This window comes from Nonomuraea sp. NPDC005730 (assembly GCF_040630865.1).
GTDB lineage: Bacteria > Actinomycetota > Actinomycetes > Streptosporangiales > Streptosporangiaceae > Nonomuraea.
This window is the reverse complement of the sequence record NZ_JBEXYK010000069.1, coordinates 43098-54325: the sequence shown is the minus strand read 5'-3', so window position 1 is coordinate 54325 and position 11228 is coordinate 43098. Positions and strand designations below refer to the sequence as shown.

At 73.8% G+C, this 11228-nt stretch carries 12 protein-coding genes and 1 pseudogene; 5 read left to right on the top strand and 8 right to left on the bottom strand.

What is annotated here, in order from left to right; translation table 11 throughout:
- Window positions 1–46 precede the first annotated feature (46 nt).
- The 4 genes from ABZ444_RS44060 to ABZ444_RS44045 all read right to left on the bottom strand — a co-directional run bounded on the left by ABZ444_RS44060 (window position 47) and on the right by ABZ444_RS44045 (window position 3786).
- On the bottom strand, window positions 47–769 hold the full coding sequence (locus tag ABZ444_RS44060; RefSeq protein ID WP_358010169.1) for a hypothetical protein: 723 nt from the start codon (window positions 767–769) through the stop codon (window positions 47–49).
- Between the two features lie 86 nt (window positions 770–855).
- Entirely contained in the window at window positions 856–1899 is a 1044-nt protein-coding gene (locus ABZ444_RS44055; RefSeq protein ID WP_358010167.1) for a helix-turn-helix transcriptional regulator, read from the bottom strand.
- Between the two features lie 60 nt (window positions 1900–1959).
- Window positions 1960–2832, bottom strand: a complete 873-nt coding sequence (locus ABZ444_RS44050; RefSeq protein ID WP_358010165.1) for an aldo/keto reductase — start codon at window positions 2830–2832, stop codon at window positions 1960–1962.
- 6 nt (window positions 2833–2838) lie between these two features.
- Window positions 2839–3786 (bottom strand): NAD-dependent epimerase/dehydratase family protein, encoded by a 948-nt coding sequence (locus ABZ444_RS44045; RefSeq protein ID WP_358010164.1) that lies wholly within the window; start codon window positions 3784–3786, stop codon window positions 2839–2841.
- 72 nt (window positions 3787–3858) lie between these two features.
- On the opposite strand from ABZ444_RS44045, the gene ABZ444_RS44040 reads away from it, so the two are divergent.
- The 4 genes and pseudogenes from ABZ444_RS44040 to ABZ444_RS44025 all read left to right on the top strand — a co-directional run.
- Window positions 3859–4788, top strand: a complete 930-nt coding sequence (locus ABZ444_RS44040; protein WP_358010163.1) for a LysR family transcriptional regulator — start codon at window positions 3859–3861, stop codon at window positions 4786–4788.
- A gap of 50 nt (window positions 4789–4838) precedes the next feature.
- Complete coding sequence (locus tag ABZ444_RS44035) at window positions 4839–5300, top strand: VOC family protein (RefSeq protein ID WP_358010162.1); 462 nt, start codon at window positions 4839–4841, stop codon at window positions 5298–5300.
- 58 nt (window positions 5301–5358) lie between these two features.
- The gene (locus ABZ444_RS44030) at window positions 5359–6291 is read left to right on the top strand and encodes a phosphotransferase (protein WP_358010161.1); all 933 of its coding nucleotides are present in this window, start codon (window positions 5359–5361) and stop codon (window positions 6289–6291) included.
- A 251-nt stretch (window positions 6292–6542) separates the two neighbouring features.
- Window positions 6543–6686, top strand: a pseudogene (locus tag ABZ444_RS44025) (leucine zipper domain-containing protein); the annotation flags it as partial.
- A 106-nt stretch (window positions 6687–6792) separates the two neighbouring features.
- On the opposite strand, the gene ABZ444_RS44020 reads toward ABZ444_RS44025, so the two are convergent.
- Window positions 6793–7092 (bottom strand): hypothetical protein, encoded by a 300-nt coding sequence (locus tag ABZ444_RS44020; protein ID WP_358010160.1) that lies wholly within the window; start codon window positions 7090–7092, stop codon window positions 6793–6795.
- Window positions 7089–7235 carry a hypothetical protein gene (locus ABZ444_RS44015; protein ID WP_358010158.1) on the bottom strand — a complete coding sequence of 49 codons (147 nt, stop codon included), beginning with the start codon at window positions 7233–7235 and terminating at the stop codon, window positions 7089–7091. The genes ABZ444_RS44020 and ABZ444_RS44015 overlap by 4 nt, the downstream gene beginning before the upstream one ends.
- Before the next feature lie 417 nt (window positions 7236–7652).
- Here ABZ444_RS44015 and ABZ444_RS44010 point away from each other — a divergent pair, with 417 nt between their 5' ends.
- Window positions 7653–8294, top strand: coding sequence for a 4a-hydroxytetrahydrobiopterin dehydratase (locus ABZ444_RS44010; protein WP_358010157.1), 642 nt, complete (start codon window positions 7653–7655; stop codon window positions 8292–8294).
- Between the two features lie 13 nt (window positions 8295–8307).
- On the opposite strand, the gene ABZ444_RS44005 is transcribed toward ABZ444_RS44010, so the two are convergent.
- A complete protein-coding gene (locus ABZ444_RS44005; protein WP_358010156.1) occupies window positions 8308–9369 on the bottom strand; it encodes a cobalamin-dependent protein in 1062 nt (353 codons plus the stop codon).
- Entirely contained in the window at window positions 9366–11039 is a 1674-nt protein-coding gene (locus ABZ444_RS44000) for a PP2C family protein-serine/threonine phosphatase (RefSeq protein ID WP_358010155.1), read from the bottom strand. Before ABZ444_RS44000 ends, ABZ444_RS44005 begins: the two co-directional genes overlap by 4 nt.
- Window positions 11040–11228: the final 189 nt, after the last annotated feature.

Here is an 11228-nt window from a genome sequence, read left to right as displayed (position 1 = left end):
GGTACGCGGCGCCGCCGTCCGCCGGGGAGGGCCGGTGGACGAAGGGTCAGCCGTGGTTCCAGACCGAGGAGATCCGGTCGTTCCACCCGCTGGGGACGAGGTTCGGGATGTCGGAGAAGGGCGGCACGATCAGCGAGCTGCCGCCGAAGTTGATGTGCTCGTAGTAGCGGACCGTGCAGTTCGTGCCGCCCATGGAGCTGATGACGTCGTTCCAGTCGTGCAGGTGCAGCGGGCCGTGGTGGACGTCGGTCAGGTCGTTGTAGGCCTGGCGGGCCGGGCACCAGAACCAGTCACCGGCGTACTCCACGTGCTCGAACATCTGCACCTCGCCCCGCGTGGCCGGACGGGGGTCGCGCAGCAACGCCGCGGCCCACAGCGCGCCGTTGACCGCGGTGTCGTCGGTGACCGCCGTCAGGCGCTCGGGGTGGTAGAGGAAGGTCAGCGGGCGGCCGTCGAACCGGGTGAGGTCCGCCGGGTCGTGCTCGACGCCGTCCACGACCACCGCCATGGCGGGCGCGGGGTGGGTGATGGGTGCGGTGGCGAGCGCCGCGGCGGCCCTGGGCCGGGCCAGCGCCCTGGCGGGGTCCGCCGGCACGGGCCTGGCCGAGCGCGGCGCCCTGACCGCCTTGGCGACGAGCTGCTCCAGCGTGGTGATGTCGTGGTCGCGCAGGAGGGCCAGCACGTCGGCCTCCTCCAGGCCCCCGACGCGGTCGGAGAAGTCCAGGAAGCGCTCGACCTGGCGGCGGGCGGGGGTTGAGATCTGGGTCACGGGTGCCTCCCCTGGTAGTGCTGCGTACTCCTTCATGGTCGGGCGGGGCGGCGGCCCGGACAGCCCCCCGGTGTTGGGGATGGCGTTCAGGCGGTGAAGGCGGCCATGAGCTCGTCCCGGCCGCTCGCGCCGGTCTTGCGGAAGACCGCTTTGAGGTGGTCGTGCACGGTGTGTCCGGACAGGTCGAGCAGCCGGGCGATCTGCTTCGGCGCCGCTCCGGCGCACAGCAGGTCGAGGACGCCGCGTTCGCGCGGGGTGAGGGCGTACCAGTCGCAGAACGAGGGCAGCAGCAGGCCGCCGGTCGCCGCCTGGATCACCACGGCCACCTCGCCCGTGCCGTCCTCGTCCAGGGCCTGGCCCTCGACGGCCAGCCAGCGGCCGTACCGGGCGGCCGGGGCGCAGATGATCGGCCGGCCGGCGTCCACGCCGCGCGCGTGCTCGGCGGCGTCGGCCGCCAGGGCCGTGACGAACATGTCGGCCAGCCAGGCGTGCACGCCGTGCCGGTCGGGGCAGCGCAGCCGGTCCAGCCACGCCTGGGCCTGCGGCGTCACGGCGCGGATGCCGCGGTCGGGGCCGACGACGATCACCCCGGCGGGCAGGGCGGGCGCGGTGGAGGCGAGCGGGGCGGCGGTGACGTACCTGCGCAGCGCGGTCATCAGGGCCGGGGTGAGCAGCGTGGCCCTGTGCAGGTCGTCCTCGGTGAACGGCGGGGTGTCGCAGGCCCGGACCAGCCCGAGCAGGCCCCACACGCCGCCGCGCGCGTCACGCAGCAGCAGCCGCAGCTCGCAGGAGGCGCCGCAGGCCGCGAACGCCCGCCGCGCACCCTCCTCGGCGCCGGCCACCGCGGCCGGCACCCGCAGCCGGGCCAGCGACGCGGGCCGGCACGGGTCGCCGTGGGCACGGCGGTGGGCGAGCAGGGAGACGGCCAGCTCGCGTTCGTAGCGATGCCAGAAGCTGAACGAGCCCTGCCCGAGCCCGGTCGCCGGGCTGGTGCCGACCAGCCTCAGCGCGTCGTGCGGCAGCAGCGGGGCGATGGCGGCGGACACGGCGGCGCCGACGTGCTCGGCCGCGACGCCCCGGTCCATCAGGGTGCGCACCTCGTGGACCACGCGGTCCTGGCATGAGCTCACGCGGCCAGGTCAGCACGCCGCGACTCCACCTGGCAAGCGTAGGGTAGTCATTCGGCTACCTCAGGTCACGTTCAGCCGGCGCAGCTCGTCCTCGGTCAGCGTCAGGGCCGTCGCCCGCGCCGACGCCCGCACCGACTCCGGCCGGGTGGCGCCCGGGATGGGGACGACGTGCTCGGAGTGGGCCAGGTGCCAGGCCAGGCAGACCTGCTGCGGGGTGCGGCCGCGTTCCTCGGCCACCTCGTGGAAGGGGGTGCGGGGCGGGGCGGCGCCGGGGCCGTCCAGGGCGCTGCGGGCGATGCCGCCCAGGGGGCTCCACGGCAGGAAGGCGATGCCGAGGCGGTCGCACAGCCGCAGCTCGGGCAGGCTGTCGCGGTGCTGGGGGCTGTAGCGGTTCTGCACCGAGACCAGGGAGTCGCCGAGGACGGCCCTGGCCTCGTGGATCTGCTCGCAGGTCACGTTGGAGACGCCGGCCGCGCGGATGAGGCCCGCGTCGAGGAGGTCGCGCAGCGCGCCCACCGACTCCGCCCAGGGGACGTCCGGGTCGGGCTTGTGCAGCTGGTAGAGGCCGATCGCCTCGACGCGCAGGCGGCGCAGGGAGCCCTCGCAGGCGGCCTTGAGGTGGTCGGGACGGCCGTCGACCGTCCAGGAGCCGTCGCCGGGCCGGCCGCGCCCGCCCTTCGTGGCGACCAGCACCCCGCAGGCGTCGCCGGACCAGGTGGCCAGGGCCTCGGCGACGAGCTCCTCGTTGTGGCCGAGCTCGCCGGCGTGCCAGTGGTAGGAGTCGGCCGTGTCGATCAGGGTGAGGCCCGCGTCGAGGGCGGCGTGCACGGTGGCGATCGCGCGGGCGCGGTCCGGACGGCCCTCGACGGACAGCGGCATGGCGCCCAGGCCGACGGCGCTGACCTCGGCGGTTCCGATGCGGCGGGTGATCATGGTCGGTCAGCCTTCCGGGAGGAGGTCGGTGACGGCTCGCGGCAGCCAGGCCGCGACGTCGGTGAACGCGAAGCCGAGCGCGGCGGCCCGGCCGGCGTCGATGGCGTAGGAGCGGTCGAAGGAGAACGGCGAGGCGGCCTCGCCGCCGGTCACCACCCGGTGGACGGGCGCCGGCGAGCCGGTCGCGGCGGCGATCGCCGCGCACAGGCCGGTGACGGTCAGCGTGTCGCGGGAGGCGGCGTTGAGCGCGCCGGTGACGTCGGTGCCCGTCGCCGTCCAGTGCAGGAAGGCGGCGATCTCCGCGTGGTGGACGAACGACGTCGGGGCCGGGTCGCGGTGCACGGCGACCGGCAGCCCGGCGCGTACGCGGTCCACGTAGTGGCGCAGCCGTCCGGTGAAGTCGGCGTCCCCGCCGCCGAGCACGTGGGCGCTGCGCACGGCGAGGAACGGGAAGGCCGGGTCCCGGGCGAACACGGCCTCGGCCTGGCGTTTGCCCTCCGCGTACGCGGTCGCCTCGCCGAGCAGCCGGGACAGGGCGTCCGGCGACCCCCACGGCAGGCCGCGCTCCACCGGCCAGGACGCGGCCTCGACCGTCTCCTCGCGGACCGGGGCCGCGGCCGGGGGCTGCAGGGACGGCGACGTGGCCGGGTCGTAGACCTCCATGGTGGAGGTCATCACGTAGCGGGCGGTGCGGCCGGCGAAGACCCGGCGGGCGACGTCGGCGTGCTGGGGCGTGTAGCAGACCTGGTCCACGACGGCGTCGAAGGCCCGGCCGCCCAGGGCTCGGGCCAGGGCCGCCGCGTCCGCCCGGTCGGCGACCACGTGCTCGGCGCCGGGCGGCGGCGCGGCCGAGCCCCGGTTGACCACGGTCACGCGGTCCCCGCCGGCCAGCAGCAGGCGGATCAGGCGGCGGCCGAAGTAGCGGTTGCCGCCGATGACGCAGATGTGTCGCATGCGGCCAAGACTGGCCCGGACGGGGTCAGCAGTGGTAGTGGTGACTTGCTGGCCTCGCGTTAAGGAGAACTGTTGATCGACGCCCACCGGCTCAGGGTGCTGCGGGAGGTGGCCGCGCACGGCAGCTTCAACCGGGCGGCGGCTGCGATGCTGCTCACGCCGTCCGCCGTCTCGCAGCAGATCGCCGCGCTGGAACGACAGCTCGGCACCCCGGTCGTCACCCGCAGCACCCGCGGCGTGGCCCTCACCGAGCCGGGCCGGCTGCTGGTGGAGACGGCCGAGACGATCGCGGCCGAGCTGCGGCACGCCCGGGAGCGGATCGACGAGCTGGCCTCCGGGCGCCGGCGGCTGACCGTGGCCACCTTCACCAGCGGCGGCCGCGCGCTGCTGCCCGGCGTGCTGGCGCGGTTCGTCGCCGGCCATCCCGAGGTCGAGACGAACGTGGTCGAGCGGGAGCCGGAGGACAGCCTGCCGCTGGTCCGGCGCGGCGAGGCGGACCTGGCGATCGCCTACCACTTCGACGGGCCGCTGCCGGTGCTGCCCGGCGACCGTACGGGGCTGGCCTGGACGCCGCTGGCCGAGGACCCGCTGTCGGTGGCGCTGCCGGCCGCCCATCCGCTGGCCGGCCGGGCGTCGCTGGACCTGGCCGAGCTGGCCGAGCAGCCGTGGGTGATCGGCTGCTCCAAGACCGAGGCGTTCCTGCGCGGGTACGCCGCCGCGGCCGGGTTCGAGCTGCGGGTCAGCGGCTCCACCACCGACTACCACCTGGCGCAGGCGCTCACGGCGGCCGGGCTGGGCGTCAGCCTGGTGCCGTCCATCTGCCTGGCGCGCGGGACGCCCGGCCTGGCCGTCGTGCCGCTGAACCCGCCGCGCCCGGCCCGCTACATCGGGATCGCCACCGCCCCGCGGCGCGACCACCCGCTGGTGCCGACGCTGGTCGAGTGGCTGCGCGAGGAGGCGGCGGCACTGGGACGGCAGCGGACCGATCCTGTCCGCCAGTGATGTCACAGTGTTCCCGGGAACCTCTTCCTGCACCGAACGGAGTGATTCGTATGAGCCGCCATGTCCAGATCACCTTCGACGCCCACGACCCCAAGGCGCTGTCGACGTTCTGGCGTGACGCACTGGGCTACGTCCACCCCGGGCCGCCCGGGGTCGAGCTGCCGCAGGGCGCCGACCCGCTGGCCGCCTGGGACGACTTCCTGGCCAGGATGGGCGTCCCGGAGGAGGAGCGCGACACGCGGTCGGCCATCGAGGACCCCGACGGCCGGGGCCCCCGGGTGTTCTTCCAGCGGGTGCCGGAGGGCAAGACCGCCAAGAACCGCGTGCACCTCGACGTCCGGGCGGCTCCCGGGCTGCGCGGCGAGGAGCGCATGGCCGCCCTGGAGGCCGAGTGCGAGCGGCTGGTCGGGCTGGGCGCGACGCGGGTGCGGCGGCACGAACCCGAGCCGCCGTTCGGCGCCGGCCACATCGTGATGACCGACCCCGAGGGCAACGAGTTCTGCCTCGACTAGTGCGATGCGCCTGAAATTCGTCGGATAAATGCTTATGCCCCCGCTAGGGTCGAAGCTTGTGACTAACGACTACTCCGAGGTGTTCCGGCAGTTTGGGATCGAGCCGCAGGAGTCGATGTATCTCTACTCACCCGTATTCCGTGGTGTGATCGACGGAGTGGCAGTCGCCGTCAAGCGCACCCACTCGCCCGAGGCCATGGGCAGGTGGGTGCGACATCTTGCCGGCCTGGGGGTACCAGTGGTGACGCCGCTGGCCGGGCCACGTCGGATCGGCGGGTATGACTGGATCGCCTATCCGTGGATCGATGGACGCACTTATGACGGCTCGTCGGCGGACATTTGCGCCGCCGGCGAGTTGCTGGGGCGCCTGCATACGGCCGGTAGCGCCGAAGACTCAACCGGTCTGCCCGGCTTCGAGTGGCCTGATCACGATGAGCAGTCGGTCGAGGACGAGGTCACGAGTCTCGACAAGGTACTCAAGGTCTACCGGCCGGACCTGCAAGGGGAGGTGCTCGGCAGGCTCGAACCGCTGCTGCGGTCGTTCATGGCGACCATGCTCCCGGCCATCCGCGACGCCGACCTGCCGGCGGCCGATGTGACCATGGACTTCAAAGCCGTCAACCTCGTGTACAGCCAGACCGGACCCGTACTGGTCGACCCCGACAACGGGGAACGGGCGCCGAGGCTTCTCGACCTGGCCCTGGCCGTGCTGCTGTTCCACAACGACCTGCCAGGTCGTCCAGCGAGGCTGTTTGACGAGATGGAATGGGCCACCTTCCGTGATGCCTACCTTGGGCACGTGCGGTTGACGGTGCGAGAGCGGGAACTGTGGCCGACCGCTCTCACGTACATGCTGCTGGAGTGGGGAGTGTGGACGGCCGTCAACGGGGGCGAGGTCGGCGACTGGGACGATCCGCGGCAAGCGGCCTTCCTTGCCGATCTCCTCACCGTGGACATCAGGCGCTACCCGCTGGAACTGCCCATGTCATGAGCCTGAAATTCGCCGAAGACATTCAGCGAGGGCGTCCGACAGGTGAGTCTCCACCGCGACTGGCCCTCGGTGCGCCATAGATATCAGCATATGAACTTATCCGACGAATTTCAGGCGCATCACACTAGCTGTACTGACCACAGAGGTTTGGATACGGGGACGACGACACGATGTCGACGATCTTGTGAATGGGCGAGGGCCTTCGGTTCGGTGTGGATGGCGACATCTACCCGCCGACCAGAAAGGCCCTCATGCCCCACCGTAACGCGCCGCCGACCGAACCCGGACGCCTGCGCCTGGCCCGCTGTGTCGTCGAGGACGGCTGGCCGCTGCGCCGAGCCGCTGAACGCTTCCAGGTCGCCGTCACCACCGCCCGCCGCTGGACCAACCGCCACTGCGATCAGGGCGGCCTGGCGGTGCCGTTCGGCGCTTGCCGTGTCGAGTGCCTTCCGTGAGGCGGACGCGTGCGTACCTACAGGCCGCCGTAGGGCGGTTGAGGGCTCAGTCCTCGGCACACCTGCATGGCACGATGACGAGCGTGCCCGCTTCGACGTGGGTCACCTTCTTCGAGCCAAGGCAGAAGCGGCATCCGAGCGTCTCGGCGATCCACGGGTCGGACCATACCTGGTGCTCCCAGGCCGGCGGCGGCCCGTCCGGGGGCGGTTCCGCGCCGCGCTCGGCGGGCTCGTTGTCGCCACCCACCTGGCCGAGGCCGCCACAGAACGTACAGGAAAGGAACAGCTCGCCGAGCTGCACGCCGCGGCGGCCCTGGCATTCGGGGCAGGTGATCGGGTCCGTCACTTACGGCCGGTCCCGCTGCAGGACTTGCACGACACCCATGTGGACTGCTTCTTCGAGTCGCCGTTCTGGTCGATCCACTCCCCGCCGGCACCCATGCAGGTGCCGCACACCGGACGCTCTTCCTGCTCGCCGTCGTTCGCCATACTGCGGACGGTAGCCGAGCATGCGCAAGCTGTCTGCCTCCTGACGGATCTGATTGCGCTTACCCCACGAGAACGGCGACGGTCGTCGCCGAAGCCCTGCCGACGACGCGACAGGGGTCGGGGTGTCGCGCGCGGGTCGCCGGGGGTCTGCGTTGCAACGCAGCCGCACGCACGCAGGGAGTAGCGGGGACGCGACCATCGCCGATGGGCCGGAGGTACGAACACCTACCGACACGGAGAATGCGCCTCTCGGCGCAGGGCCGGACAGAGGGGGCATCACCCTGAGCCTGGGCGCGATCCATCGAGACCCAGTGGAAGGCAAAAAGCCTGGTCAGGAACGGTTTCGCCCATATAAGAGCAGGTCGGGCGCGTGTGGGCGTCGGTTCTGCCTCGACTGACTCCTGCGAGAATGACCGCATGGCCAAGCTGACCGGATCGCAGATCGCACAGGAGGGGCCGGCGGGGTGGGCGTACCTGCTCGGCAGCCTGCACACCCGCCTCCACACCGGCACGTTCGCGGCCGGGCTGGCGCTCGTCGACGCCATCGGGGCGGTGGCCGAGGAGATGGACCACCATCCCGACCTCGACCTGCGATACACCCATGTCGACGTCCGGCTGACCAGCCACGACACGGGCGGCGTCACCGGGCGCGACGTGCGGCTGGCGCGCGCGATCGCGTCCCTCGCCGCCGACGCCGGGGTGCGCCTCGACCCGGCGTCCGTCTCCGTGTTCGAACTCGGCCTCGACACCCCCGCTCGGGACACGGTCCGGCCGTTCTGGGCGGCGGTGCTGGCGATGCCCGCCGATGACCGGGGCGAGCTGCACGACCCGGCCGGCGCGCTGCCCGGCGTGTGGTTCCAGCCGTCCGGCGACGAGGAGCCCCGCCAGCGCTGGCACCTCGACGTGTGGGTGGAGCCCGCGCAGGTCCAGCCCCGGATCGACGCGGCGCTGGCGGCGGGCGGGCGGCTGGTGCACGCCGACGAGGCGCCGCGGTTCTGGGTGCTGGCCGACCCCGAGGGCAACCACGTCTGCCTGTGCACCTGGCAGGAGCGCGACTGAACCTGGGCGGCGGTCAGCGGGGCCCGTCGGGCAGCCCGGCCCGTGCCTGGGCGAGCAGCTCGCGGGTGCGCGGCAGGCCGGCCAGGCGGACGGCCAGCGCGTCGAGCGTGACGGCCAGCACCCGGGCCGGCACGCCGCGCGCCGTCAGCACGTACGCCATCCAGCCGACGAAGGACGTGAACAGGCCGGGGTCGTCGACGTAGGCGGCGGCCTTGAGGTAGTCCACGACGTAGGCGACGTCCTCGGCGGTGTGGCCGGTCGGCTCCTCGCCCGCGGTGACGGGCACGTGCTCGTCCAGCTCCGCCATGACGCCTCTGACCAGCTCGGGCGCCCGGTCGGTGAGCGCGGTGTACTCGGGGCCGGCCAGGTGCGGCGGCCGTCCCGGGCTCAGCCCGGTCGCGGCCCGGCGCGGCGGCGGCCCGGCGTCGAGCAGGTCGGCCGCGGTCCGCGCGTCGGGCGCCCACGCGTCGGCCCCGAGCAGGCGGGCGTAGCGGCCGTCGGGCCCGAAGGCGGCGCCGCCGACGAGCACGGGCGCGCCCGCCGCCTGGCAGGCGCTGATGGCCGCGTGCGCGGCGGGCAGCCGGGTGGCGATCGACCCGGACAGCGCGACCACGGCCGGGGCGGTCCTGTGCACGTGCACGACCAGGTGCGCGGTCGGGACGTGCGCCCCCAGGTAGTCCACCTGCCAGCCGCGCAGCCGGAGCACCTCGGCCAGCAGCCGGGCCGGGAAGGTGTGCCACTCGCCGTCCACGCACGCCACGCTCACCCGTCCCCTCGCCGGGCCGGAACGGTGGCCGCGCGCGCCCGGCTCGTGGGCCAGCACGGCCAGCACCCGCTCGTGGACGGCGGTCGCCGTGTGCTCCTGGGCGACGGTGAGCCGGTTGGCCGCCCAGTCCAGGCCCACGCGGGCCTGCGCGACGGCGACGACGTCCAGGAGCATGGCCTCCAGGGGCACGCCGTCGTCGAGGGCGGCCCGCGCGGCGTCGATCGCGGCGTACTCGTCGCCGGCCGTCGCCGCCGCCCGCAGCGCCTCGACGTGGCGCTCGATCTCGTCCCGCACGCCCGAAGAGCTCACGCCGGAAGACCTCCGTCCGGGCCGTCCGGGCCGTCCGGGCCGTCCGGGCCGTCGGGCGCCTCGCGCGGCGCGCCGATGGCGACGATGGCGATGTCGTCACGCTCCCGCTCGCCCGCCCACTGGGAGGCGAGCATCTGGACGCGTTCGGCCAGGGCGGCGGCCGGCATGCCGACGCACTGCCGCAGCTCCTCGCGCAGCCGGTCGTCGCCGAACATCTCGTCGCCCAGCGGCCCGCCCCTGGCCTCGATGACGCCGTCGCTGTAGAGCAGGCACGTCTCGCCGGGGGCCAGGAGCACCGTCTCGGTGACGCTGGTGATCTGGTCGAGCAGGCCGATCAGGGTGCCGCGGGTGCGGGCGTCCTCCACCCGGCCGTCGTTGCGGACGATCATCGGCGGCGGATGGCCGGCGCTGGTCAGCCGCAGCTCCAGCCGGTGGCCGCGGCGCTCGACCCCCGCCAGCACCAGCGTGACGTAACGCGGGCTGGGCCCGGCGAGCAGCACCTCGTTGAGCCGCTCCAGCACGCGCTGGTGGTCGTCGGCCAGCGGCAGCAGGGCGCGCAGCGTGTTGCGGATCTTGCCGGTCAGCACGGCGGCCTCCAGCCCCTTGCCGGAGACGTCGCCGAGCACCACCAGCGCCGCCCCGCCCGATCCGGCGACCGGGTGCACGTCGTAGAAGTCCCCGCCGACCAGCGCGCCGTGGCCCGCCGCCCGGTAGCGGGCCGCCACGTCGGCGACGTCGAGGTACGGCGTCATCGGCGGCAGCAGGTCGGCCATCAGCGTCTCGGTGATGGCTCCCTGCTCGGCGTACACGCGGGCGATGGAGATGGCGGTGCCGGCTCGGGCCACGAACAGCCGGGCGAACACCTCCTCGGCCGCGGAGAAGCCGGCTGAGGAGCGCAGCAGGATCAGCGCGCCCGCGGGCAGGCCGTAGCCGGGCAGCGAGATCACCGCCACGGAACGCGTGTCGTCCCGCCCCTCGCCCAGCACCCAGCCGGGCGCGCGCCCGGGGTCCACCCAGCGGGCGGGCACCGGCGGGAAGGCCCGCAGCGCCTCGGCCAGCCCCGGCATGGAGCGCGGGTCGATGTCCAGGTTCCGGCGCACGGCCTCGCCGCCGGCCTCGTGGTAGGCGACCTCGTACCGGCGCGAGCCCAGCGGCACGACGACCCGGGCGGCCTGGGCGAGGTGCGTCACGGCCAGGCGGGCGACCGCCTCCAGGCAGCGGTCGAGGTTGAGCGAGGACAGCAGCTCGGTGGCCGCCGCCACCATGGACGCGGCCGAGTCCCGCTCGGCCCGCAGCACCTCCATGGCCCGCTCCCGCGCGGTGACGTCGACCAGCAACCAGGTGACGCGCTCGCGCCCGGCACGCACGGGATGGGCCTCGAACACCCGCTCCCCGACCGGCCCCCGAGCAGGCTCGGGCACGCTCCCGGCCTCGGGCGCGCCCACGGCGTCAGGCACGCGCCCGGCGCCGGGCGCGCCTTCGGCGTCAGGTGCGCTCCCGGCGGGTGACGCGGCCAGGCGGGCGCAGAGGTCGTGGTGGGCGTGGGCCAGCCAGTCCGGCGCGATCCGCGCCGTGTCGCCCAGCAACGACCGGGCGGCGGCGTTCGCCCGCTCGACGGCGCCCGAGGCGTCGGCGAGCAGCATCGGATACGGCGTGTCCTCCCCCAGCATGCCGATCGCGCCCCGTTCGTGATCACCTACGAGATTGTCACTCTACTGACGTGACCTGCACGGCTTTCCCGACGCCGAATCGTTTTTGTCGCATTTTTAGCCGCGTTACCTTCGGGCCACGCTCCCGGCCCCTGTCTCCGGACGCGTTTTCCGGAGCGGTGGCCGGGTGGTCTACCGTCTGATCGTGCT